Consider the following 25,760-nt stretch of genomic DNA (forward strand, 5'->3'; position numbering starts at 1 on the left):
TGATAAAAATGTCGTGGCGCACTAATGTTGCGAGCCGTTGCATCAGATAAGAATAGGCAGATACAGAATATGAAAACTGCAAAGTTCACCGCCGCGCTGCTCGCGCTGGCCATCATGAGCGCCTGCTCCCCCCGTGACGAACAGCAAACCGAAGTGGTCGAGGAGACCGGCTCCGCGGTCGAGACAACCGGGTCCGCTGGCAAGAAGCCGGAAACAGAGGTTTCCAGTGACCGCTTCGACATCTACGTACCGGTAGAGCTCACCGCCGACCTCTCCGACCTGTCCGACGACCAGCGCCAGATGATTGGCCTGCTGATTGACGCCAGCAAGATCATGGATCGGCTGTTCTGGCTCCAGTCATTTGGCCCGGCAGATGAGCTGCTGCCCAATATCGAAGACCCGGAGAAGCGCAAGTTCGCCGATATCAACTACGGGCCCTGGGACCGGCTGAACAACAACGAGCCGTTTATCGAGGGTTACGGTCCCAAGCCGCCGGGTGCCGAGTTTTACCCGGAGGATATGAGCAAGGAGGAATTCGAGCAGTGGGAGCAGCCTGGCAAGAAAGGCCTCTACTCACTGGTTCGTCGTGATGACGAGGGCAACCTGAAACTGGTGCCGTATCACGAGGCCTACAAGGCTGACCTGGAGAAGGCGGCGGAGATCCTGCGCCAGGCCTCGGAGCTGGCAGAGGACGAGCAGTTCGCCAATTACCTGAGCATGCGCGCCGACGCACTGGTTTCCGACGAGTTCCGCTCCAGCGACATGGCCTGGATGGACATGAAGGACAACCGCATCGATGTGGTGATTGGCCCGATCGAGAACTACGAGGACCAGCTGTTCGCCTACCGCACTGCCTACGAGTCTTACGTACTGCTGAAGGACCCGGAGTGGAGCGAGAAGCTGGCCAAGTTCGCCGCTTTCCTGCCGGAACTGCAGAAGGGCCTGCCGGTGGACGAGAAGTACAAGTCCGAGGTGCCCGGTACCGATTCCGACCTCAATGCCTACGATGTCCTGTACTACGCGGGCCACAGCAATGCCGGCTCCAAGACCATCGCCATCAACCTGCCCAACGACGAGGAGGTGCAGCTGGCCAAGGGCACCCGCCGCCTGCAGCTGAAAAACGCCATGCGCGCGAAGTTCGACAAGATCCTGGTGCCGATCAGCGAGGAGCTGATAGCCGAGGACCAGCGCAAGCACATCACTTTCCCGGCGTTTTTCGCCAACACCATGTTCCACGAGGTGGCGCACGGGCTGGGTATCAAGAAAACCGTCACCGACGGCAGTAATGTACGCCAGGCCCTGAAGGAAACCTCCTCAGCGCTGGAAGAGGGCAAGGCGGACATCCTTGGCCTCTACATGGTGACCCGCCTGCACGAGAAGGGCGAGATCGAGGAAGGCGAGCTGATGGACAATTACGTCACCTTCCTGGCCAGCATCTTCCGCAGCGTGCGTTTCGGCGCGGCCAGCGCACACGGCAAGGCGAACATGATGCGCTTCAACTACTTCAAGGAGCAGGGCGCCTTCACCCGCGACCCTGACACCGGCCAGTACAGTGTCGACTTCGACAAGATGCAGGAAGCCATGACCAGCCTGTCCAACCTGATCCTGACCATCCAGGGTGACGGGGACTACGCCAAATCCAAGGAGCTGCTGGATAGCAAGGGCGTTGTGGGCGCTGAACTGCAGGCCGACCTGGATCGCCTGGCCGATGCCGACATTCCGGTGGATGTGACCTTTATCCAGGGCAAGGAAACCCTGGGACTGAAATAGATCTTTCTTTTTTCCATCCGATAAAGCCCCAGCACTGCTGGGGTTTTTTGTTAACAGTGTCGCATCAGGATGCAGGAGGACCGGTCGCAGTCGGTGGTGTTGTTTCGACTGTGACTGGGGACGGATGAGTCGTTCGAGGCTGGTGCACCCGGCTCCCCAAGGCTTGCGGCAGCACAGATCATTGACCGGAAGTAGGCTCATTACTTCAGGTTATTGCACTGCTACCGGCACACCACTTTCCATTAACCAAAAAAAAGAGTCCCCAGCCAGCGGCCGGGGACTCTCTGTTGTGGCTTCCATTCAGGTGGTGCGGGTGGTCACGGGTTGGTTGGCGGCGCAAAGCAGGCCAGGTACACACTGAGGGTATTCACACTACCAGTGAGGCTGCTCAGCCTGAGTCGGACCTCATCAAACTCCTGCGTGGCATTGATGGTCACCAACCTCTGGTCAATCGCGCCGTCAACGTTGAAGACGATCAGTGAGGCACCGGTACCCAGGTCGCCGGTCGGTGCTCCATCGAGCCAGGTGCTGATGGAAACGCTTTGCAGCAGTACTGCATCCAGCAGGGATGCCGGACGCTCCACCAGGAAACCGATACGGTGGCCGGGTTGCAGGACAGTGTCCGTATTCGCTACCGACACATATGCATAGCCCTCGGCGTCGGCGGCCACTTCCATATAGGCTGCGTCGGTAATTACCGCATTGGTGATCAGGCCCAGGTTGGTGACAGAGCAGCCTGTGCAGGGCTCGATAACGCGGTGACTCAGCTTGGCGTCGTTGGTGGTGATGGGCTGGAAGTCTCCGACAGTTTCACAGGTGGCCGGAGCATTGTCACAGACGTCACCGATACCATTGTTATTCGTATCCTGCTGGTCCGCATTGGGAGTCTGCGGGCAGTTGTCGTCGTCGTTCAGGACTTCATCACCGTCAACATCGCTATCACAGGCGTCGCCGATACCGTCGCCATCCGAGTCCAGCTGGTCCGGGTTGGATACGTTGGGGCAGTTATCATCGTCGTGGACTACGCCGTCTCCGTCGGAATCGTCACAGGCGTCGCCGAAGCCATCGCCATCTGTGTCGGCCTGGTCCGGGTTGGGTACGTTGGGACAGTTGTCGGTGCTGTCTGGAGCACCATCATTGTCACTGTCCGAGCCGGAGTCGTTGGGGGTGTCGTCACACACATCACCGAGACCGTCGCTGTCGGCGTCTGCCTGGTCCTCGTTGGTGACATTGGGGCAATTGTCGTCTGCATCCATCACACCATCGGAATCACTGTCATCGCAGACATCACCGATGCCATCCCCGTCGGTGTCCGCCTGATCGATATTGGGTACCAGGGGGCAGTTGTCCTTGTCGTCGGTGACCCCGTCGGAATCAGTATCGACACAGGCATCGCCGAGACCGTCCTCGTCACTGTCGGCCTGGCCGGGATTGGGGGTCAGCGGACAGTTGTCGATATCGTCGTCGACGCCGTCGCCGTCGCTGTCGTCACAGGCATCACCGAGGCCGTCGCCGTCAGTGTCCTGCTGGCCTGCGTTCGCATCTAGCGGGCAGTTATCGGTTTCATCGCCGACACTGTCGCCGTCATCATCGCTGTCACAGGCATCACCCTTGCCATCGCCGTCGGTATCTAGCTGGTCGGGATTGGCGATGTTGGGGCAATTGTCACTGCCGTCGTCGAGACCATCATCGTCGGTATCGCTGTCGGCATCACAGGCATCGCCAATACCGTCGTTGTCCTGGTCGACCTGGTCATTGGGAACCTGTGGGCAGTTATCGGTAGTGTCGGTGGTGCCGTCGCCGTCGCGGTCATTATCACAGGCGTCGCCGGCGCCATCGCCATCCAGGTCTCCCTGGTCGGTATTGGCAACCAGAGGACAGTTGTCTGCATCATTATCAACGCTGTCGCCGTCGATATCGTTGTCACAGGCGTCTCCAGCTCCATCGCTGTCGCTGTCCGCCTGGTCCGCGTTCTGGGTCGTGGGGCAGTTGTCGACGGCATTTTCAACGCCATCGCCGTCGCTATCATCATCACAGGCGTCGCCGACCCCGTCACCATCGGCATCGTCCTGGTCTGGGTTGGCGGTGTTTACACAGTTGTCATTCTCGTCAGCGACACCATCGCCATCCGAGTCCGCTGGGACTGCTGCCTGGGCACTGTTGAAGGTGTTGCCACTACGTTTGTCATCCGCGCTACACGCGGCCAGCGTAGCGATAGCAACCAAGAGAAAGAGGATCGAGAAGCGGGACATGCAAAGATCTCCGATGAACCGGGTTGTAGTTATCCGTGCCGGAGGGAGGGGAAGCTATCGGAGAGTGACCGGGGCCGCGGATGGCAAGACCAAACCGCTGGCCATGCGGGTGCGGGCCCGGTACATACCACAATCGAACAGCGCTACTTCCTGTAGTCCCCTGGCATTTCGCCGCAAAGTAAAATCTGCGACGGATTCCGATTGCCAGCTGTCAAAAATAATTTGGCTTATGGTGTGAGTGGTTTCTATATCAATGTGTGACTAATGTCTATTTGTTGGCGTATTTGAGCACGACTTTTTACGTTTCCGGGAGCCGGGCCCGCGATCGATAGTGATTTTCAAAAATGGTCCGCAGCGTCGCTTGCTGCCGCATGCGCTTCCAGTGGCACAAAACCTCACCTTTGCCGGCCGGGAGTCAGCGTGGTGCGATACAACCCAGGTAGACATCCACTGTATTCACCCAGGCGGGCACGCTCTCCAGCTGTATTTCCACGGCATCGAAATCCTCTTCAGTATTGATGACCAGCAACCGGCGGTTGCCGCTCTCCTCGCCGGACAGCCGGAACGGTACCAGCGCATCGCCGCGGGTGCGCTCCCCGGTGGCGACGCCGTCAAGGAAAGTTGCAATCGTGACAGTGTCGAGTAACGCGCGGCCAATTACAGCGTCGGGGAATTCGAGGATAATGCCGGTGCGGAACCTGCCGGCGTAGACTTCGTTGGTATCGATTACCCGGAGGAAGGTTGCGCCCTCCGTCGCCGGGGGTACCCGGAGCCTGGCCGCGTTGGTAAAGGCGCGGTCGATGATATTGCCCGGCGTATAGATCGGGCACAGTGGGCAATCCCTGCCAGCCTCTGCGACGAAGTCTGCGGCCGGGAGGTATACCGGCCGGAACAGCCCAGTGTTGTCACAGGTGACCGGCTCATCGATTTCACACAGGTCGCCAATTCCATCCCCGTCTTCATCTTCCTGTTCCGGGTTGGCGTTGAGCGGGCAATTGTCCCTGCTGTTCGGCACCCGGTCGCCATCGCGGTCGCTGTCGCAGGCGTCGCCGAGGAGGTCGTCGTCCTGGTCGCGCTGGTCGAGGTTTGGAACGTCGGTGCAGTTGTCGTCATCATCAACAATCCCATCGCCATCGGCGTCGTCCTCGCAGCGATCACCGCGACCATCGTCATCACGATCCGCCTGCCCGCTGTTGGCGGTCATCGGGCAGTTATCGGTTTCATCGGCGATGCCATCGCCGTCCATGTCGCTATCACACAGGTCGCCGGTGCCATCCAGGTCGATATCGCCCTGGAACGGGTTGGCCGTCTCGGGGCAGTTGTCCTCGTCGTCGGGAATGGAGTCCCGGTCAGTGTCTTGCCGCGGCTCCTCGCAGGCATCGCCGATGCCATTGCCTGAGCTGTCCCGCTGACCGGCATTGGGGGTGCCGGGGCAGTTATCGCTCGCGTCCACCACACCGTCCCCGTCGCGGTCATTGCCGAGGGGCTGCGGGTCGCAGGGTGTGCCACGGCCGTCACTGTCCTCGTCGGCCTGGTCCGCATTGGCCCGCAGTGGGCAATTGTCGTCGGTGTCGGCGATGCCGTCGCTGTCGTCGTCAGGATCACAGGCGTTGCCCAGGCCATCCCGGTCGCGGTCGCGCTGGTCCGGGTTGATTATCCCGGGGCAGTTGTCATCGGTGTCGGGGAAAGTGTCGTTGTCGTCGTCCGGGTCGCAGGCATCACCGTTGCCATCACCATCCAGGTCGGCCTGCCCGGGATTGTCCACGCCGGGACAGTTGTCATCGCCACCGAAGGCCGGTGCCTCTTCACAGATGTCGCCGACACCATCGCCGTCCTGGTCGGCCTGGCCGGGGTTGGGCGTGGCCGGGCAATTGTCTTTCCCGTTCGCCCGGCCGTCGCCGTCCCGGTCGCTGTCGCAGGGATCGCCCACACCGTCGTTGTCCCGGTCCGCCTGCTCGGGGTCCTCCCGCAACGGGCAGAGGTCATCGATGTCTTCAACCCCGTCGCCGTCATCGTCGCTGTCGCACGCGTCGCCGGTTCCATCTTCGTCACTGTCGGCCTGGTCGAAGTTGGCGACCAGCGGGCAGTTGTCAGAAGAGTCGCGCACGCTGTCGCCATCATCATCCGTGTCACAGGGATCGCCCTCGCCATCCCCATCCAGGTCCTCCTGGCGTGCGTTGGCGCGGCGGGGGCAGTTATCCAGCGAGTCGGGAATGCCGTCCAGGTCACTGTCTGCGTCGCCCTCATCGCAGGCGTCGCCTATACCGTCGTTGTCGTCATCCGCCTGGAGGGTGTTGAACTCGTCGGGACAGTTGTCCAGCGAATTGGTGAAATCATCGCCGTCGCGGTCGTTGTCGCAGACATCGCCGATGCCGTCCTCGTCAAGGTCTGCCTGCAGGTCGTCGCGGATGGCGCCGGGCCGCCGGTTGGGGCTGAGCGGGCAGTTGTCGTCCCGGTTGCGGATGCCGTCCCCGTCGATATCCGCATCACAGAAGTCACCGACCCGGTCCCCGTCCAGGTCGCCCTGGAGACGGTTGGCAATGTCCGGGCAGTTGTCGATATCGTCGGGGACGGCGTCGTCATCGGTGTCGAGCGGTGAAGTCGGTTCCGGCGGGGCAGCCGGTGGCGGGGAGTCACAGGCATCCCCATTGCCGTCGCCGTCAGCGTCCGCCTGCGAAGGGTTGGGGTCAGCGGGGCAGTTGTCGCGCGAGTCGATAATACCGTCGCCGTCGCTGTCGACAGCAGCGCGGCCCCGGTTGTCATCGTCCGAATCGAAGATACAGCCGGACAAGGCGATGGAAATTACTGCGACCCAGGCCCCTAGACGGTACATCCACTTCTACTCCAGGCACAGAATCCTGCGTGCCGACACTTCCCTGTTCCGTGTTTACTCCGCTCGAGCAGGCGGCCCCGCAATCCTGAGCCGGCGGGCTGCGGGCGAGGCGTTTCGCTGGTCGCTGTGGAGTGCGAATAATACGAGCGCCTTTATTCAGGTTTAGGTGAAATGCCCTGAAGTGTCGAAAGGGGCTGGCCCTTTTGCGTGATAAGCCCCTTTCTGGCGTTTCCGGCCATGTTAACGGCGGCCGTCATCGCGGTGCAGATTTGGCTGTCAGTTCCGAAAGTGACTCGTTTCGGGGGCAGGGAGCCCATATACTGGCGCAAAGCTGAACAGGAGGCCCGAGTGCTGCCGTCCCCCGAAATCTGTGCCCGCGCCCGCCTCGCCCGGGACCGCCGTTTTGACGGTTGTTTCTTTACCGCCGTCAGGACGACCGGGATTTTCTGCCGCCCGGTGTGCCCGGCGCGAGCCCCGCGGGAGGAAAATGTCGAATACTTCGGCAGCGCCACCGAGGCCGCGGCAGCCGGGTACCGGCCATGCCTGCGGTGCAGGCCCGATGCCGCGCCGGGCAGCCCGGCATGGGGACTGGTGGAAACCACGGTGCGCCGCGCGCTGGACCTGATGCGCCGCGAGCGCGAAGGCATGTCGGTCGAGACCCTGGCTGGCCGCCTGGGTATCAGCAGCCGGTACCTGCGCCGCCTGTTTGCCGAGCACCTGGGCATGAGTCCGCTGCAGTACTGGCAGGTGGAGCGCGTCCTGTTTGCGCAGGGGTTGCTTCGCGACACCGACCTGCCAGTGACCCGGGTGGCGCTGGAGGCAGGCTTCAACAGCACGCGGCGCTTCAATGCGGTGTTTCGCCGCGTGTGCCAGTGCACTCCACGCGAGGTTCGGGCAGCGTCGCCGGTGACGGGAAGTGCCGGTGGCGCGCGCCTGTGGCTCTCCTATCGGCCTCCGTTCTCCTGGCAACGATTGTTGTCTTTCCTCTGGCAACGGGCACTTCCCGGGGTGGAACGAGTGGAGGGGGCAGCCTACGAGCGCAGTTTTGTCCTCGATGGTCGGCCGGGAGTGGTGCGGGTCACCGACGACCCGGAGAAATGCCGCTTACGGGTCGAAGTGGAGTCCGACGGAGCCACTGCCCTGTACCTTGTCAGCCAGCGCCTGCGGAAGCTGTTTGACCTGGATGCCGACAGTGGTGAGATCAGCCGGGTCCTGGCCGCCGACCCCCTGCTGGCCCGACAACTGGGAAAATTTCCGGGGGTGCGCCTGCCCGGCGCCTGGGACCCGTTTGAATACTCGCTGCGCGCCATCCTGGGCCAGCAGATTTCAGCGGCTGCCGCGACCACCATTGCCGGCCGCCTGGTGGAGCGCCACGGAGTCCCCTTTGTCGACCGCAACGGGTGCGAGAGGCGCCTGTTCCCCGATGCCGACAGCCTGGCCGCAGCTGACTTTGAAGGGCTGGGCCTGACCCGGGCGCGCGCGGCAACTCTGCGTGCCTTCGTGGCGGCGAGCCTGGATGGACGGGTTGATTTCACCGAAACCGACCTGGAGCGCTGGTGTGCGCAGCTGACGGCCCTGCCCGGCATTGGGGAGTGGACCGCCCAGTACATCGCCATGCGCGGGCTGTCCCTGCCTGATGCCTTTCCTGCCAGTGACCTGGGTATCCTGCTGGCGCTGGGGGTTGACGGTAAGAAAGCCACACCGGCGCAGGCACGGGCGAGGGCGGAGCAATGGCGGCCCTGGCGGGCCTACGGCGCCCTGCTGCTGTGGCAATCCCTACAGAGTGGAGACTGACCTTGATCCATTACAGCATTTATTCCACCGCGATCGGCGAGGTCTGTATCGCCGCCACCGACGAACCGGGAGAGGCCGGCCTGGTGGCGGTGGACTTTCGCCGCGCGGACGGTTGCCCTGGCCCCCGTGCCGACTGGGAGCGGGGCGCCTCTTCACTGACGGACGCCGCGGCAGGCCAGCTGGAAGAATACCTGGCTGGCAGGCGCCGGGTGTTCGAGCTTCCCCTGCAGTTGCGCGGCACAGCATTCCAGCGGCGCGCCTGGCAGGCACTGCTGGAGATCCCCTACGGTGAGACCCGGAGTTACATGCAGCAGGCCGAGGCGGTGGGGAACCCCCGGGCCGTTCGCGCGGTGGCCCGGGCCAATGGGGCCAATCCGCTGGCGATCCTGGTTCCCTGCCACCGGGTGATCGGCGCCGACGGCAGCCTGACCGGGTATGCCGGAGGCCTGGAGATCAAGGCCCGCCTGCTGACGCTCGAAGGAGCCCGTTTTGTGGAGCAGGCCACGCTGCTCTAGGTTGGTCACGCCCCCGGGACCGACTCCTCTGGCAATGACCGCCCCCGGGCGGGATAATAGGTCGCTTACCCGAAGAGAAGCCGGAGGTCAGATGCTGTACAGACTGGGTGACAGCCAGCCACAACTGGAGGGAGAGGGGCACTTTATCGCTCCCGGGGCCCATGTGATCGGCGATGTGCGGCTGCTCAATCGCAGCTCGGTCTGGTTCAACGCGGTGGTGCGCGGCGACTGTGACCGCATAACCATCGGCGAGGACAGCAATGTCCAGGACGGCGCCGTGCTGCATACCGACCCCGGCATCCCCCTGAATATTGGTACCGGCGTGACCATTGGCCACAAGGCCATGCTGCACGGTTGCGAAATCGGTGATTACACACTGGTCGGTATCAATGCCGTGGTGCTGAACGGGGCAAAGATCGGCAAGTGCTGTGTAATCGGGGCCAATGCCCTGGTCACCGAAAACAGCGAGATCCCCGACTACTCCATGGTGCTGGGAAGCCCCGGTAAGGTCGTGAAGACCCTGGACGAGTCCATGCTGGAGCTGCTCAAGGCCAGTAGCGATCACTACGCCGACAACAGCCGCCGCTTTGCCGAAGAACTCGTGCCGGTCGAAACAACATGACTGTCCCGGTGAAAAAATCCCCAGGTTTCGGGCCGGCAGGCGAGAAACCCGTGAAGTCTCCCTGTATTTCTGTCTGCGCCCTCAATGGCGATGATGTCTGCGAGGGCTGTTTCCGCACCGGCATGGAGATCAGCCGGTGGGGCACGATGAGCAATGACGAGCGACGTGCGGTCCTGCACCGTTGCACGGAGCGCGCCCGCGAGATGGGGCGCATCTGGTAGCCGGGTCCCTGTTATGGTCCGGCGTAGCCAATGGCAGCCATCGGAAGTTCCGCCGGACGGCAGGAAATCACGGGACGCTAGAGCAAAGAATTAAACAGAAAAGAATATGACCCAACCCTTTGTCCATTTAAGAGTCCACTCCGAATACTCACTGATTGACGGCCTGGTACGCATCAAGCCGCTGGCTGCGCGTGCGGCCGAGCTCGAGATGCCCGCCCTGGCGCTGACCGACCAGGCGAATTTCTATGGGCAGATCAAGTTCTACAAGGCGTGCCTGGGCGCCGGTATCAAGCCGCTGACCGCGGCGGACTTCTGGCTGAGCGAGGGCGGTGAGGACAACCCCACGCTGATCACCCTGTACGCCATGAATTCCGATGGCTACCGCAATATCACCGAACTGATCTCGCGCGGGTGGATGGAAGGGCAGTACCACGGCAATGCCTATATACGCCGCGAGTGGCTGGCGGAGTACGCCGAGGGCGTGCTGGCACTGTCCGGTGCGAAATTCGGGGACGTGGGCCGCGCGCTGGTTGCCGGGCGCAACGCGCAGGCCGAAGAGCTGGCCCGCGAGTGGGCCGGTATCTTCCCCGGGCGTTACTACCTGGAATTGCAGCGCACCGGGAGGCCCGGCGATGAGGAGTACCTGCACGCCGCGGTGGGCCTGGCAGATCGCCTGCAATTGCCCGTGGTGGCCACCAACGACGTGCGTTTCCTGGAAGAGAGCGAATTCGAGGCCCACGAGGTGCGTGTCTGCATTCGCGACGGGCGCACCCTGGACGATCCGCGGCGCGAGCGCCGCTATTCGCCGGAGCAGTACTTCCGCACCGCCGAGGAGATGCAGGAGCTGTTCAGCGATATTCCCGAGGCGCTGCAGAACACGATTGAGATCGCCCGGCGTTGCTCGGCCCCCATCCAGCTTGGCAAGTACTTCCTGCCGGAATTCCCGGTTCCCGAGGGTATGACGGAGAACGAGTTCTTCGAGAAGATCTCCTTCGAGGGACTGTACGACCGGCTGGAGAAGATCCTGGAGAAGTCCGCCCCGGATTATGCCGAGCGCTGTGCCGCCTACGAGAAGCGGCTGCGGTTCGAACTCGACATCATCATCCAGATGGGTTTCCCGGGCTACTTCCTCATCGTGATGGACTTCATCCAGTGGGCCAAGGACCACGATATCCCGGTAGGGCCCGGGCGGGGCTCCGGTGCGGGCTCACTGGTGGCTTACGCACTGAAGATCACTGACCTGGACCCCCTGCAGTACGACCTGCTGTTCGAGCGATTCCTCAACCCGGAGCGGGTGTCCATGCCCGACTTCGACGTGGATTTCTGCATGGAGAAGCGCGACCGGGTGATCGGTTACGTTGCCGACAACTACGGCCGCAATGCGGTGAGCCAGATCATTACCTTCGGCACCATGGCGGCGAAGGCGGTGGTGCGGGACGTGGCGCGGGTGCAGGGCAAGTCGTACGGCCTGGCCGATAAACTGTCCAAGATGATCCCGCCCGACCCGGGCATGACCCTGGAGAAGGCCCATGAGCAGGAGGAGATCCTGCGGGAATTCCTCGAGGGCGATGAAGAGGGCCAGGAGATCTGGGAAATGGCCCTGCAGCTCGAGGGCGTGGCGCGAAACGTGGGCAAGCATGCCGGCGGCGTGGTGATTGCCCCTACCAAGCTGACCGACTTCGCGCCGCTGTACTGTGACGAGACCGGCGCGGGACTGGTAACCCAGTTCGACAAGAACGATGTGGAAGACGCCGGCCTGGTGAAGTTCGACTTCCTCGGCCTGCGCACGCTGACCATCATCGACTGGGCCAAGGCCATGGTCGACGAGCAGCGCGCCCGCGAGGGCAAGGAGCCGCTGGTCATCGAGGCGTTGCCGCTGGACGATGCCGAGACCTACAAGATGATCAAGCGGGCCGAGACCACGGCGGTATTCCAGCTGGAATCCCGTGGTATGAAGGACCTGATCAAGCGCCTGCAGCCCGACAACCTCGAGGATATGATCGCCCTGGTGGCACTGTTCCGCCCCGGCCCCCTGCAGTCGGGCATGGTGGATGACTTCATCAACCGGAAGCACGGCCGCGCACAGGTGGCTTACCCGGATGCCAAGTACCAGCACGAGAAGCTCAAGCCGATCCTGGAGCCCACTTACGGGGTGATCGTCTACCAGGAACAGGTGATGCAGATTGCCCAGGAACTGGCGGGTTATACCCTCGGCGGCGCCGACATGCTGCGCCGTGCCATGGGCAAGAAGAAACCCGAGGAAATGGCGAAGCAGCGGGAGATCTTCGCCAGCGGTGCCAGGGAGCAGGGCGTCGACCCGGACCTGGCAATGAAGATCTTCGACCTGGTGGAAAAGTTTGCGGGTTACGGCTTCAACAAGTCCCACTCCGCCGCCTATGCCCTGGTCTCCTACCAGACGGCGTGGCTCAAGGCCCACTACCCGGCCCAGTTCATGGCCGCCACCATGTCCTCGGACATGGACAAGACCGACAAGGTTGTGACCTTTATCGAGGAGTGCCGGGCCATGGGCCTGGAGCTGGTGCCGCCGGATGTGAACCTGGGCAGCTACCAGTTCTCGGTGGATGTCGACAACCGCATCATCTACGGCCTGGGGGCGATCAAGGGGCTCGGCGAGGGGCCTATCGAGAACATCATCAAGGTGCGCAGCGAGGGCGGCCCCTTCACAGACCTGTTTGATTTCTGCTCGCGTATCGACCCGCGCAAGGTGAACAAGCGGGCCCTGGAGGCGCTGGTGCGTTCCGGGGCACTGGACAGTATCGGCCCGGGCGGGGAGGGCAGCGATGGCCTCAACTACTCCCGCGCGGTGCTGTTCAGCGCGGTCGACGAGGCCGTGAAGGCCGCCGAACAGCAGTCCCGGAATGCCAGTGCCGGTATGATGGACCTCTTCGGCGAGGTGGTCCCCACCGCTGCCGAGGGGGATGTTTACGCGGAGTTTCGTCGCGCGCGCCCCTGGGGAATCCGCGAGCGGCTCGAGGGTGAGAAGAACACTCTTGGCCTGTACCTGACCGGCCACCCCATCGACGAGTACGAAGACGAACTGCAGCACCTGGTGAAACACCGCATTGCCGACCTCAAGCCGGGGCGGGAGTCGCAGAAGGTGGCCGGCCTGGTGGTGGCCATGCGCGTGATGAAAACCAAGCGCGGCGATTCCATGGCCATCGTGACACTGGACGACCGCAGTGGCCGGATCGAGGCGGCGGTGTTCAGCGAGGCCTTCGGTGAGCACCGGGAGAAGCTGGTGAAGGATTCCCTGCTGGTACTGGACGGCCCGGTCGCCCACGATGATTACAGCGGTGGGCTGAAAATGACGGTCAACGGTGTGGCCACGCTGGATGACCTGCGCCAGGGCAGTGTTGCCGGCGTGCGGGTCAAGCTCAACAGTGATGTCGCGCAGCCGGGGCTGGCGAAGCGCCTGTCCGCCTGCCTGCGGCCCTATGTCGGCGGCAGCTGCGGGGTGCTGATGGAAGTGGAGCGCAGCGATGCCCGCGGAACCTTCCGGCTCCCGGCGGAGTGGAATGTCGAACCCAATGACCAGCTGGTCCAGTCCCTCCGGGAGCTGCTGGGGCGCGATCGGGTGGTGCTCGACTATGTCGAGCGCGGTTGACCCGGGGCGAGCGAGGTTAATGGGCTTGCCGGTAGGGGGAGAGAACGGACGCCACAGTGGCCATACTGGCAACGTGGCTCGACTGCCCGGTTCTATGGGGGTAAGCTATGCCGCCATTATCGTCCGGTGGCAATTTAGATAGTGTAAAGGCGCGGATTGCATGAATTTCAATTTCCTCGAGTTTGAACAGCCGATCGCTGAGCTCGAAAGCAAGATCAAAGAGCTGCAGCATGTCGGCGACGACAACGAGCTGAACATCGCCGACGAAGTGGCCCGCCTGCGTGAAAAGAGTCGCAGTCTTACCGAGACCATATACGCCGACCTGACCCCATGGCAGGTGGTGCAGGTGGCCCGCCACCCGCAGCGGCCCTACTCGAAGGACTACATCGAGCGTATGTTCACCGACTGGGATGAGCTGCACGGCGATCGCCATTTTGGCGACGACAGGGCCATCATTTCCGGTATCGCACGCCTCGACGGCAAGCCGGTGGCGGTAATCGGTGAGGAAAAGGGCCGCTCGGTGAACGACAAGGTCGCGCGCAATTTTGGCATGCCCAAGCCGGAAGGTTACCGCAAGGCTCTGCGTATCATGGAGATGGCCGAACGCTTCAAGCTGCCGGTCCTTACCCTGATCGACACCCCCGGGGCCTATCCCGGCATCGACAGTGAAGAGCGCGGTATCAGTGAGGCCATTGCCCAGAACCTGGCGGTGATGTCACGCCTGCGGACACCGATTATCTGCACCGTGATTGGCGAGGGGTCCTCCGGCGGGGCGCTGGCCATCGGTGTGGGCGACCAGCTGAACATGCTGCAGTACTCCACCTATTTCGTAATCTCGCCAGAGGGTTGCGCGAACATCATCTGGAAGACCGTGGAGAAGGCCCCGCTGGCGGCGGAGGCCATGGGGGTGACCTCCAGCGTGCTGGAGGAGCTGGGCATTGTCGACGAGACCATCGAAGAGCCCCTGGGCGGCGCCCACCGGGACCCGGACGCCATGGCATCCCGCCTGCAGGAGCGCCTGGTCGAGCAGCTCGACCAGCTGCGCGGTATGCCTATCGACGAGCTGCTGGAGAAGCGCTACCAGCGCCTGATGAGCTACGGCAACATCACCGGCTAACCCTCATGCCTCATGCCTCATGCCGGCTCGAGACTGCCGGCTCGAGGAAGGCGAGCGGCCGGAGAGGCCAGGCCGGGCACGGCCAAAAAAGACGGCCATAAAAAAGGCCACCGGGAGTGCACTCCCCGGTGGCCTTTTTCGTTGCCGGTCGGGCAGGAATCAGGGCTGGTCAGAGGCCAGCGCCAGGCTCACGGTGCCGGGGCCCAGGTTGATGCCGCCTGACAGGCTCATTACCGACTTGTAGATTTTCACATCGTGTTCGTCTGCTGCCTTCTGCAAAGCCTCAAAGCCGGGGACCTTGTCCAGGTCGGTAATCTTCCCGGCAATACTCACCATCACTGACGGCATCAGCAGTTCTCCGCCACGGATCTTGTCCGCCGCCAGCCTGAACAGCCTTTCCGTGCAGCGATCGTAGCCCCGCACGGTATCGGTGACGGTACTGCCCTCGTGGTGCATGGACAGGATGGGGTTGAGCTTGAGCAGGCGCGCGGCCATGGCTTTAAGCCAGCTGATACTGTTCTCGTTTTTGCTGCGCGCCCGCGCGCGGACGTAGTAGACATCCTTGATCGCGGCATACCCGTGTACCTTGCGGCGGAACTCTTCCGTCCTGGTGGCCACCTGGCTGCCGTCCAGCCCGCGGCGGATCAGCGACAGGCTGTAAAGCGCAAGCAAGCCCTGCCCGGCAAACAGTGAATGGGTGTCGACAGTATGGACGCGGATCGACTGCCCCCTGGCGCCCGCGGCAAGGTTTTCCGCAGCGGCCAGCGCATTGGCATAGGTGGGGCTGTTGGTGGCGTTGATGGTTTGCACCACGATGTCCGTCTGGCCCTTGCGGACCAGCTCCTGAAGGATGCCCTCGATTTCCGGAGTGGGTGCGGGCCCCGTGACAATCTGGTGAGACCTGTCCACCAGTGACAGGGTGTAGAAGTGGGCCATTTGCGCGGGGTTACGCTGGTCACCGAATACGTCTTTGCCGACGCTTACCGTGTGCGGCAGTACCGGAATGGAAAACTTGCGCAGAAACTCATCCGGCAGATCGCACCCGGAATCTACAACTAGCTGGACCATGAATAACTCTTGTTCGAATTGTGTGGTGATGGCGTTGCGTGAGCAAATTTATCATCTGCAGGTGGGCATGCCCAGCAAATTGGGTACGGCTGTACTATTTGGGCACGAAAAACGGAAGAATTGGTCTGCTGTTGCGGGGGTGGGCGAAATTTACGGGAAAAAGTTATAAACGAGAGGGGAAAGGGGGTGGGCGACCCGGTGGGTCGCCCGTTGCCGGGTCAGCCCGGCATCTCTTCCAGTTCGAGGCCGGCAGTTTCACGCACCATCCGCACCACGAACACTACCGACAGCGCGGCGCATATCATGTACAGCGAATAGGCGCCAGCCAGGCCGATACCTGCGAGGAGCAGGGGGAAGGTCAGGGTAATGGCGAAGTTGGAACCCCACTGGCAGAGTCCTGCCACCGCCAGGCCCGAGCCCCGCATCTGGTTCGGGAACATTTCTCCCAGCATCACCCACATCACTGGGCCCCAGGAGAAATTGAAGAAAAACACATAGGCATTGGCGGCAACCAGCGCCACCAGTCCCATCTGGTCAGACAATACCAGTTTGCCCCCTGCGTCGAGGCTGGCAGTGGTGAATGCCCCCACCAGCATTGCCAGGGTGACAGCCATGCCGGCGGAGCCGGCGAACAGCAGGGGCTTGCGCCCGATGCGGTCGATCAGCCCCAGGGCAATCAGGCAGGCGCCAATGCTCACTGCGCCGGAGATGACATTGATCATCAGTGCGTCTGACTCGGAGAAACCGACCGACTGCCACAGCACCGCACCGTAATAGAACACCACATTGATGCCCACCAGTTGCTGGAAGGTGGCAAGGCCTATGCCCACCCAGACCACAGAGCGGATTTTGCCGGTGCCATCGAGGAGGTCGGCGAGCCGCGGGCGATGGTCTGCCGCCACGGAATCCCGGACCTCGCGCAGCTTGGTTTCCGCGGCGCCCTCACCGGGGTAGAGGCGTTGCAGTTCCTGGCGCGCGCGGTCTATCTGGCGGGAAATCACCAGGTAGCGTGGGCTCTCCGGGATCCACAGCAGGGCTACCAGGAATATGGTGGCGGGCAGCATCTCGACCCAGAACATCCAGCGCCAGGCTTCAAATCCGTACCACCACTCGGTGGTCGCGGAACCGGCCACCTGCGCAAGCAGGTAATTGCTCAGGAAGGCGGCAAAGAGGCCGAATATGATCGCCACCTGCTGGATGGTGGACAGACGACCGCGCCAGGCCGCGGGTGCCACTTCACTGATATAGGCGGGAGACAGTACGCTGGCGGCACCCACTGCCAGGCCGCCGAGGATGCGATAGAAAACGAATTCCAGTGAGCTGGTCGCGACGCCGGAGCCCCAGGCACTCAGCAGGAAGAGGGCAGCGGCCACAAGCAGGAGCCGCTTGCGCCCCCAGAAATCGGCCAGTCGCCCGGCTCCGAAGGCGCCGACGGCACAGCCAAGCAGCATGGAGGCGACGTTAAAGCCGGTGCCGGCACTATTGGAGCTGAATGCCCGCTGCAGGCCATCAACGGTGCCGTTGATGACCCCGCTGTCAAAGCCGAACAGGAAGCCGCCAATGGTGGCGACGCTGCATATGACCAGAATAAAGGCGAGTGGCGGGGACTCCTGTGTTTTTGTCCCGGCGTGATTCAGCTGGCTCTCTATCGCTTCCATAAGGTATCCCGTCTGTTTATTGTGATCTTGAAAATGATTGTCGGGTTTGCCCGGATTGTAGCGGGCCGGGTCGGGCAGTTATTGTAAAGAGTTGCGGTGGGAGGCCGCTTTGCCCCGGTCCCGGCCCGGCTGGCCGCAAGCGGTCCGGTAGCGGCCTGGCGCAGAAGGGACGGGCAGATTCCGCTATGGAGCCGGCTTCTGCGGTCTGGGGGACCTGCCAGGGGATTGGTGTACACTAGGCCCGGGCAGGCGCCGGGCGAGAGTTGCGGGCGCCTTTTTCTTATCTGTCTATTCGATGTTTCACCGGGCGCGGAAAATGCACGACCAGACTGGGGCATTGCGGAAAGGAGTTGCGGCAGCACTGGCCGGGTATCCCTGTCGGGGCCGCCGCTGGCTCGCCCTCAGCGGCGGGCTTGACTCCACCGTGCTCGCGCACCTGCTGGCCTCGCTCGGGGAGCCTTTCACTGCTGTTCACGTGAATCACGCGCTTTCTCCCAATGCCGATGCGTGGCAGGCCCATTGCCGGCGCCTGGTGGATGCCCTGCAGGTGCCGCTGGTGACCCGGAATGTAGTCGTAACCGAGCGGGGCGGCGGGCTGGAAGAGGCTGCCCGGCATGCCCGCTATGTCGTATTCGAAGAGTTGCTGGGGGAGGGCGACCAGTTACTGGCTGCCCACCATGGTGACGACCAGGTGGAGACCTTCTTCCTGCGTCTGTTGCGCGGCGCCGGTGTACAGGGGCTCGCGGCCATGCCTGGCTGCCGCCCCCTGGGCAGGGGGCAGCTGGTCAGGCCCCTGCTGGGGTTTGGGCGGAATGCACTGGAGAGGTACGCCCGGGCTTCCGGCCTCGACTGGATCGAGGATGAGAGTAACAGGGACAGTCGGTTCGACCGCAATTACCTGCGCCGCGGAGTCCTGCCGGGACTGCGGGAGCGCTGGCCGCTGCGGGAGCGGGTCGGGCGGGCTGCGGAGAACCTGCGGGAGGCGGCGGCCCTGCTGGCGGAGGTCGGCGATGGGGACCTGGTGGCGGTGGGGCTCCGCAGTGAACGCCTGGGACAGAGCATCAGCATTGCCGGGCTCCAGTCGCTCAGTCCCGCGCGCAGGAAGAACTTGTTGCGACGCTGGCTGTCTCTCAGGGGCGGCGAGTCCCCGCCGGCCACGGTGCTTGAGGAGCTGCTGCGCCAACTGTGGGCGGCCGGAGGCGACCGACAGCCGGAGATCGCCATGGGAGAGCTGGTTGGGCGACGCTGGGGGGAGCGGCTTTACCTTTTGCCGGCCCTGGCAACATTGGACCCGCCTCAGGAGTTGTTATGGTCAGGCAGCGAATCGCTGGCACTCCCGGGGGGAGGTACGCTGGTGCCTTCGAGTGACTGGCCTGCCGGTAGCTACAGGGTGAGTTTCCGGCAGGGGGGCGAGCGTGCACGCCCGCTCGGCCGCAGCCATTCCCAGACCCTCAAGCGCCTGCTGCAGGAGTGGCAACTGGAACCGTGGCTGCGGGACCGGGTTCCGCTAATCTTTGAGGGGACGCGCTTGCTGGCGGTCGGCGGCCTGTTTGTCTGCCATGGTGATTGGAAGGGGCGCCCGCCCGCCCCTCCCGAGTGGCGGCCGGGAGCGTTTTCTGATTGAGCGGCAACCCGCATTCTGGTAGTCTGGCGTCCCATCTCGAGGCAGAGGAATGCGCCAGCCGGCGCGGCCTGTGCCAGCCCCGCAACCCGATTCCATCGGGCATTCAGATTGACCAAGGTTTTGCATGACGCGCTATATATTTGTAACCGGTGGCGTGGTTTCCTCGTTGGGGAAAGGCATCGCTTCCGCCTCCCTGGCCGCTATCCTCGAAGCCCGCGGCTTGAAGGTTACCATTCTCAAGCTTGATCCCTACATCAACGTGGACCCGGGCACCATGAGCCCCTTCCAGCACGGCGAGGTCTACGTGACCGAAGATGGCGCCGAGACAGACCTGGACCTGGGTCACTACGAGCGCTTCATCCGTACGCGCATGTCCAAGCGCAACAACTTCACCACCGGCCGGGTATATGAAACCGTGCTGCGCAAGGAGCGCCGCGGGGATTACCTGGGCGGCACTGTGCAGGTGATTCCGCACATTACCGATGAGATCAAGCGCCGCGTGCTCGAGGGCGGGCGCGACGTGGACGTGGCTATCGTCGAGATCGGCGGTACCGTTGGTGATATCGAATCCCAGCCGTTCCTGGAATCCGTGCGCCAGTTGCGCGTGGAGCTGGGGCTGAACCGCGCCCTGCTCATCCACCTGAGTTACGTTCCCTTTCTTGCCACCGCCGGTGAGACCAAGACCAAGCCGACCCAGCACTCCGTCAAGGAGCTGCGCTCCATCGGCCTGCAGCCGGATATACTCCTGTGCCGCTCCGAGCGCGAGATCGACGAGGACTCGCGCCGCAAGATCGCGCTGTTCACCAACGTCGAGGAGCGCGCGGTGGTGCCGCTCCCGGATGCCAAGACCATCTACGGTGTACCGCGACTCCTGCATACCTACGGCCTGGACGATATCGTGGTGGAGAAACTGCAGCTCGAGTGCGCCGCCCCCGACCTGTCCGAGTGGGATGCCGTGGTTGATGGCAAGCTCAATCCCGACCACGAAATCAAGATTGCCATGGTCGGCAAGTACATGGAGCTGCTCGATGCCTACAAGTCCCTGATCGAGTCTCTCACCCACGCTGGCATCAAGCACCGCTGCAAGGTGGATATCGACTTCATCAATGCCGAGGACGTCGAATCCGAGGGTGGCCTGGAACTGATCAAGGATGCCGATGCCATCCTGGTGCCGGGAGGCTTTGGCGAGCGCGGCCTGGAGGGCAAGCTCGAGTCCGTGCGCTATGCGCGCGAGAACAATATCCCCTTCCTGGGTATTTGCCTCGGCCTGCAGTCCGTGGTGATTGAGTATGCCCGCAACGTGCTGGGGCTCAAGGAAGCCAACAGCACCGAGTTCGATGCGAATACCAAGCACCCGGTCATCGGCCTGATCACCGAATGGATCGACAGCGAGGGCAAGATTGAAAAACGCGATGAGCAGTCCGACCTGGGTGGCACCATGCGGCTGGGTGGGCAGGAGTGCCGCCTGGCCAAGGACAGTAAGGCTCGCGAAATCTACGGGGCTGATGTGATCGTCGAACGCCATCGCCACCGTTATGAGGTCAACAACAATTACGTCGACCGCCTGCAGAAAGCCGGCCTCAAGATCGGTGGCTGGTCCGCCGATGACACGCTGGTCGAAATGGTGGAGCTGCCGGAACACCAGTGGTTTGTGGCATGCCAGTTCCACCCGGAGTTTACCTCCACACCGCGCGACGGCCATCCGCTGTTTGAGAGCTTTATCGCAGCGGCGATGCAACAGCACGACAAGCAGGGTAAATAATATTCTGGGCCCGGATTCAGGCTCGACGGAATACGCCATCCTCCTGTAGGGGGATGGCTGGGGAGACGGAAAAGATGAAAACCATTGAAGTCGGTAAAGTTCAGGTCGCCAATGACAGGCCCTTCGTGTTGTTCGGCGGCATGAATGTGCTGGAGTCCCGCGACCTGGCCATGCAAGTGGCCGAGCACTATGTGAAAGTCACCGAGAAGCTCGGAATCCCGTATGTGTTCAAGGCCTCTTTCGATAAGGCCAACCGGTCTTCCATTCACTCCTACCGGGGACCGGGAATGGAAGAGGGCCTGAAGATTTTCCAGGAGATCAAGCAGACCTTCGGTGTGCCGCTGATTACCGACGTGCATGAGCCACACCAGGCAGCACCTGTCGCGGAAGTTGTCGACGTGATCCAGCTACCGGCCTTCCTGGCGCGCCAGACCGACCTGGTGAAGGCAATGGCCGCGACCGGCGCAGTGATCAATATCAAGAAGCCCCAGTTTATGAGCCCGCCGCAGGTAAAGAATGTGGTGGAAAAGTTTGCCGAGGGCGGCAACGAGAAAGTTATCCTGTGCGAGCGCGGAGCCTGTTTCGGTTACGACAACCTGGTAGTGGACATGCTGGGTTTCCGTACCATGATCGATTCCACCGGCGGAGCGCCCCTGATCTTTGATGTAACGCATTCCCTGCAGATGCGCGACCCGTCCGGCGCAGCTTCCGGCGGGCGGCGTGCGCAGGTCACCGAGCTCGGCCGCGCAGGCCTGGCCATCGGCATTGCAGGACTGTTCCTCGAGGCCCACCCGGACCCGGACAAGGCACTCTGTGATGGCCCGAGCGCACTACCGCTGGAAAAGCTGGAACCGTTCCTGGCGCAGATGAAGGCCGTGGATGACCTGGTGAAGGGCTTTGAGCCGCTGGATACCAAGTAGGGCCGGCCCGGAGACGCATCCGGGAAAACAGAATCATGTCCGGGAGTGGGCCGAGGCCGCTCCTGCATCAGAAGAATCCAACTAACCACCTTTCAACATGGAGCCTGTTAATGAGCAAGATCGCCGCTGTCAAAGCTTTTGAAGTGCTGGATTCCCGCGGTAACCCCACCGTCGAGGCAGACGTTATCCTGGAAGACGGTTCCGTAGGCTCTGCCTGCGCGCCCTCCGGAGCATCCACCGGTTCCCGCGAGGCGCTGGAACTGCGTGACGGCGACAAGGGACGCTACCTGGGCAAGGGCGTACAGAAGGCGGTGGAGAACATCAATACCACCATCGCCGACCTGCTCAAGGGAATGGATGCCACTGACCAGCGCGCGCTGGACAAGGCGATGCTCGACGCGGACGGCACCGAGAACAAGTCCAAACTGGGCGCCAACGCCATCCTGGCGGTGTCCCTCGCCGCAGCGAAGGCGGCAGCAGTCTCCAAGAAGGTCCCGCTGTACCAGCACATCGCCGAGATCAACGGCACTGCCGGCGAGTACAGCATGCCGGTCCCGATGATGAATATCCTCAACGGCGGAGAGCACGCTGACAATAACGTGGATATCCAGGAGTTCATGATCCAGCCGGTGAAGGCAGCCACTTTCGCTGAAGCCCTGCGCCAGGGTGCCGAGATTTTCCACACCCTGAAGAAGGTACTCTCAGCCCAGGGGCTGAATACCGCGGTGGGTGATGAAGGCGGTTTCGCCCCCAACCTGCCCTCCAATGAAGCGGCCCTGAAGGTGATTGCCGAGGCGGTTGAAAAGGCCGGTTACAAGCTGGGTGACGACATCACCCTGGCCCTGGACTGTGCTTCATCCGAATTCTACAAGGACGGCAAGTACGACCTCTCCGGCGAGGGCAAGCAGTTCGACAGCAGCGGCTTTGCCGATTACCTGGCTGACCTCTCCGCCAACTACCCCATCCTGTCGATCGAGGACGGTATGGACGAGAGTGACTGGGATGGCTGGAAAGTCCTTACCGACAAGATCGGTGACAAGGTCCAGCTGGTTGGTGACGACCTGTTCGTAACCAACACCAAGATCCTCAAGGAGGGCATCGAGAAGGGTGTCGGTAACTCCATCCTGATCAAGTTCAACCAGATCGGTTCCCTGAGCGAGACCCTGGACGCAATCAAGATGGCCAAGGACGCGGGCTACACTGCGGTGATTTCCCACCGGTCCGGTGAGACCGAGGACACCACCATCGCCGATCTGGCAGTTGCGACTGCTGCCGGCCAGATCAAGACCGGTTCCCTGTGTCGCTCTGACCGCGTGGCCAAGTATAACCGCCTGCTGCGTATCGAGGCTGAGCTCGACGGCAATGCACCTTACCGCGGCCGTGCGGAATTCAAGTAAGGGGGCAGGCCTCTGCAGCCATCGGTGGGATTGCGGGCGCAGGTTCCGCTCCCGCCGATGGGTGAAAGATTGAAACCGCTATGAAATGGCTGCTGGCATTCCTCGTCGTTACCCTGCTCGTTATGCAGTATCGCCTCTGGATAGGCGAGGGCAGCATGGCAGAGGTGACCCGCTTGCAGCGGGAGCTGGAACAGCAGCGAATGAAAAACGCCGCCCTGGCACGGGAGAACCGTCAGCTGTTGCGGGAGGTGCGCAGCGTCAAGGAGGGTACTGACGGGGTCGAGGCCAAGGCACGCTATGACCTGGGCCTGATCAAGGAAGGGGAAACGCTGTTTATCTTTCTCAACCCCGAGGAGGCCGACAACCAGTGATTTCCGGTTTCTGGGTAGTGGTGCCGGCCGCCGGGGTCGGCAAGCGCATGGGGGCGGATCGCCCCAAACAATACCTGCCGCTGCTGGGCCGGCCGCTCCTGTCACTGACACTGCGCAATATTCTTGCCTGGCCGGGACTCGCCGGTATCGTAGTGGCAGTATCTGAAGATGATCCCTATTTTGCGCACATCGCCGAGGCCGGGCACCCTCATGTTCACCGGGTTACCGGTGGGGCCGAACGAGCCGACTCGGTGTTGTCAGCGCTCAATTACCTCGCCGGCCGCGTGCCTCCTGAGACCACGGTACTGGTCCACGATGCTGCGCGTCCCTGTGTATCCCTCGACGATATCCAGTCACTGCTTGCGGATGATGTCAGCCCCATGGCTCTGCTTGCCCAGCCGGCCAGCGATACGCTGAAACTGGGTGCCAGCGACGGCAATCGCCAGGTAGTGGAAAAGACCCTCGACCGGTCGCGGATCTGGCAGGCGCAGACCCCCCAGCGGGCCCCGCTCGGCGAACTGCAGCGCTGCCTGCGTGAGGGCCTGGAGCGCGGCGCGGGGATTACCGATGAAGCCAGTGCGCTGGAGCTGGCTGGCCACCAGCCCCAGCTTGTTGAGGGCCAGCGGGACAATATCAAGGTGACGCTGCCAGGGGATATCCCGCTGGTGGAGTCCATCCTGCGCCTCCGGTATGCGGCGACGGAAGAAAAACGCTAATCACGATTCAATTGTTACAGGCAGTCAGCAGAAGGAATGCAACGCGCATGAGTTTTCGCATAGGCCAGGGCCTTGATGTCCATGCCTTCGGCCCCGGTGACCGGGTTATCCTGGGTGGGGTCAGTATTCCCCACAGCCACGGACTCGTCGCCCATAGTGATGGCGATGTCCTGCTGCACGCGCTCTCAGATGCTCTGCTGGGGGCGCTGGCGCTGGGCGATATCGGCCATCACTTCCCCGATACCGACAGCCAGTACGCCGGCGCGGACAGCCGGGAGCTGTTGCGCCGCGTGGTGGCCGAAATTCACCGGCGCGGCTATCGGCTGGTAAATGCAGACTGCACCCTGGTGGCGCAGCAACCCAAAATGGCACCACATATCGGGGCGATGCGTACCAATATCGCGGCCGACTGTACCGTCGATGAAGGGGCTGTCAGCGTCAAGGCGACTACAAGCGAGCGGCTTGGCTTCACCGGACGAGGGGAGGGGATCGCCGCCCTTGCGTCAGTACTGCTCGAGCGTGCCGATGACTGAGTACTGGGACCTGGACTGGCCACGCGCCCACGGGGGAACCGCCATCACCGCGGAGTTCCGGCGCGAACCCGAGGATTTTGTCGTCGAGGAGCAGGGTGATCCCGTACTGACGGATACCGGAGAACATGTGTACCTGCAGGTTCGCAAACGCGGCGCCAACACCAGCTGGGTTGCCCAGCAGTTGGCGCGCGTGGCTGGCGTCTCACCCAGGGACGTAGGCTTTTTCGGCCTGAAGGATCGCCATGCGGTAACCACCCAGTGGTTCAGCGTCTGGCTTGCCCAGCGGCCCGAACCCGACTGGACAGCGATTGTCAGTGAAGAGGTGGAAATACTTCGCTGCAGTCGTGGCCAGCGCAAGCTCCGTCGCGGCGAACATACCGGCAATCGCTTTCAAATCAGGCTGCGTGACACGCGCGGGGACCGGGACAGGGCGGAGCAGTTACTGGCGAGCCTGGCTGGCGGCGTGCCAAATTATTTCGGTGAGCAGCGTTTCGGTCGTGACGGTGGCAACCTGACACTGGCGCGCCGCCTGGCAGAGGAAGGCGGCCGTGCCCGCCGCAGCGAGCGAACTTTCGCCATGTCTGCCGCCCGCAGCTGGCTATTCAACCAGGTGTTGGGCCAGCGCGTGAAAGACGGAAGCTGGCGTGAGCTGCTCGATGGGGAACCGCAACCATATCCATCTGCACCACTGTGGGGGCGGGGCAGGAACCCGGCGACCAGGGTGCAGGCCGGGCTCGAGGCTGCCGCGGTAGCCCCCTGGCAACCCTGGTGCGACTGGCTGGAGCACTGCGGCCTGAAACAGGAGCGCCGTGCCCTGGTACTGCAACCAGGGGACCTGGAGCATGAATGGCATGGCGACGACCTGCAACTGGCTTTCAGCCTACCGGTAGGCACCTTTGCCACAGCCGTGCTCCGGGAGCTCGCAGAGCTGGCAAATGCCGCGGCTGGCGCCATAAAATAGA

19 protein-coding genes are annotated in these 25,760 nt (G+C 62.6%); 15 read left to right on the forward strand and 4 right to left on the reverse strand.

All coding sequences use genetic code 11. The features are described 5' to 3' along the window. Positions 1–69: 69 nt before the first annotated feature. Positions 70–1,770: a dipeptidyl-peptidase 3 family protein gene (locus BLT26_RS14645; RefSeq protein WP_091516176.1), complete on the forward strand. Its 1,701-nt coding sequence runs from the start codon at positions 70–72 to the stop codon at positions 1,768–1,770. Positions 1,771–2,087: 317 nt separating this feature from the next. On the opposite strand, the gene BLT26_RS14650 is transcribed toward BLT26_RS14645, so the two are convergent. Together BLT26_RS14650 and BLT26_RS14655 are read right to left on the reverse strand one after the other, a co-directional pair. Next, the gene (locus BLT26_RS14650; RefSeq protein WP_091516180.1) at positions 2,088–4,022 is read right to left on the reverse strand and encodes a thrombospondin type 3 repeat-containing protein; all 1,935 of its coding nucleotides are present in this window, start codon (positions 4,020–4,022) and stop codon (positions 2,088–2,090) included. 415 nt (positions 4,023–4,437) lie between these two features. Beyond that, complete coding sequence (locus BLT26_RS14655) at positions 4,438–6,855, reverse strand: thrombospondin type 3 repeat-containing protein (protein WP_091516184.1); 2,418 nt, start codon at positions 6,853–6,855, stop codon at positions 4,438–4,440. A 348-nt stretch (positions 6,856–7,203) separates the two neighbouring features. Between BLT26_RS14655 and BLT26_RS14660 the strand changes: the two genes are divergently transcribed. The 6 genes from BLT26_RS14660 (at position 7,204) to BLT26_RS14685 (ending at position 14,749) form a co-directional block, all read left to right on the forward strand. Further along, positions 7,204–8,649, forward strand: a complete 1,446-nt coding sequence (locus tag BLT26_RS14660; protein WP_245720721.1) for an AlkA N-terminal domain-containing protein — start codon at positions 7,204–7,206, stop codon at positions 8,647–8,649. A 2-nt stretch (positions 8,650–8,651) separates the two neighbouring features. Continuing rightward, positions 8,652–9,164 (forward strand): methylated-DNA--[protein]-cysteine S-methyltransferase, encoded by a 513-nt coding sequence (locus BLT26_RS16710; protein ID WP_281245484.1) that lies wholly within the window; start codon positions 8,652–8,654, stop codon positions 9,162–9,164. 91 nt (positions 9,165–9,255) lie between these two features. Next, positions 9,256–9,786, forward strand: a complete 531-nt coding sequence (locus BLT26_RS14670; protein ID WP_091516200.1) for a gamma carbonic anhydrase family protein — start codon at positions 9,256–9,258, stop codon at positions 9,784–9,786. Positions 9,787–9,836: 50 nt separating this feature from the next. Then, positions 9,837–10,007: a DUF1289 domain-containing protein gene (locus BLT26_RS14675; RefSeq protein ID WP_342706521.1), complete on the forward strand. Its 171-nt coding sequence runs from the start codon at positions 9,837–9,839 to the stop codon at positions 10,005–10,007. A 106-nt stretch (positions 10,008–10,113) separates the two neighbouring features. Continuing rightward, on the forward strand, positions 10,114–13,632 hold the full coding sequence (gene dnaE / locus BLT26_RS14680) for a DNA polymerase III subunit alpha (protein ID WP_091516206.1): 3,519 nt from the start codon (positions 10,114–10,116) through the stop codon (positions 13,630–13,632). A gap of 160 nt (positions 13,633–13,792) precedes the next feature. Continuing rightward, the gene (locus BLT26_RS14685) at positions 13,793–14,749 is read left to right on the forward strand and encodes an acetyl-CoA carboxylase carboxyltransferase subunit alpha (RefSeq protein ID WP_091516210.1); all 957 of its coding nucleotides are present in this window, start codon (positions 13,793–13,795) and stop codon (positions 14,747–14,749) included. A gap of 159 nt (positions 14,750–14,908) precedes the next feature. On the opposite strand, the gene BLT26_RS14690 is transcribed toward BLT26_RS14685, so the two are convergent. Both BLT26_RS14690 and BLT26_RS14695 read right to left on the reverse strand, forming a co-directional pair. After that, entirely contained in the window at positions 14,909–15,817 is a 909-nt protein-coding gene (locus BLT26_RS14690) for a DegV family protein (protein WP_091516214.1), read from the reverse strand. Between the two features lie 218 nt (positions 15,818–16,035). Next, on the reverse strand, positions 16,036–17,475 hold the full coding sequence (locus BLT26_RS14695; protein ID WP_091516218.1) for a sugar porter family MFS transporter: 1,440 nt from the start codon (positions 17,473–17,475) through the stop codon (positions 16,036–16,038). Between the two features lie 316 nt (positions 17,476–17,791). On the opposite strand from BLT26_RS14695, the gene tilS reads away from it, so the two are divergent. The 8 genes from tilS (at position 17,792) to truD (ending at position 25,759) form a co-directional block, all read left to right on the forward strand. Next, a complete protein-coding gene (gene tilS, locus BLT26_RS14700; protein ID WP_091516221.1) occupies positions 17,792–19,099 on the forward strand; it encodes a tRNA lysidine(34) synthetase TilS in 1,308 nt (435 codons plus the stop codon). Between the two features lie 124 nt (positions 19,100–19,223). Continuing rightward, positions 19,224–20,861: a CTP synthase gene (locus BLT26_RS14705; RefSeq protein WP_091516225.1), complete on the forward strand. Its 1,638-nt coding sequence runs from the start codon at positions 19,224–19,226 to the stop codon at positions 20,859–20,861. 74 nt (positions 20,862–20,935) lie between these two features. Next, positions 20,936–21,781, forward strand: a complete 846-nt coding sequence (gene kdsA / locus BLT26_RS14710) for a 3-deoxy-8-phosphooctulonate synthase (protein ID WP_091516422.1) — start codon at positions 20,936–20,938, stop codon at positions 21,779–21,781. 110 nt (positions 21,782–21,891) lie between these two features. Beyond that, complete coding sequence (gene eno, locus BLT26_RS14715; protein ID WP_091516229.1) at positions 21,892–23,178, forward strand: phosphopyruvate hydratase; 1,287 nt, start codon at positions 21,892–21,894, stop codon at positions 23,176–23,178. 80 nt (positions 23,179–23,258) lie between these two features. Continuing rightward, the gene (locus BLT26_RS14720; RefSeq protein ID WP_091516232.1) at positions 23,259–23,549 is read left to right on the forward strand and encodes a septum formation initiator family protein; all 291 of its coding nucleotides are present in this window, start codon (positions 23,259–23,261) and stop codon (positions 23,547–23,549) included. Then, positions 23,546–24,265, forward strand: coding sequence for a 2-C-methyl-D-erythritol 4-phosphate cytidylyltransferase (gene ispD / locus BLT26_RS14725; protein ID WP_091516235.1), 720 nt, complete (start codon positions 23,546–23,548; stop codon positions 24,263–24,265). Before BLT26_RS14720 ends, ispD begins: the two co-directional genes overlap by 4 nt. 47 nt (positions 24,266–24,312) lie before the next feature. Then, a complete protein-coding gene (gene ispF, locus BLT26_RS14730; RefSeq protein WP_091516238.1) occupies positions 24,313–24,798 on the forward strand; it encodes a 2-C-methyl-D-erythritol 2,4-cyclodiphosphate synthase in 486 nt (161 codons plus the stop codon). Then, positions 24,791–25,759: a tRNA pseudouridine(13) synthase TruD gene (truD, locus tag BLT26_RS14735; RefSeq protein ID WP_091516427.1), complete on the forward strand. Its 969-nt coding sequence runs from the start codon at positions 24,791–24,793 to the stop codon at positions 25,757–25,759. Before ispF ends, truD begins: the two co-directional genes overlap by 8 nt. Position 25,760 lies beyond the last annotated feature (1 nt).

It is taken from the genome of Microbulbifer yueqingensis, from assembly GCF_900100355.1.
Classification (GTDB): Bacteria; Pseudomonadota; Gammaproteobacteria; order Pseudomonadales; family Cellvibrionaceae; genus Microbulbifer; species Microbulbifer yueqingensis.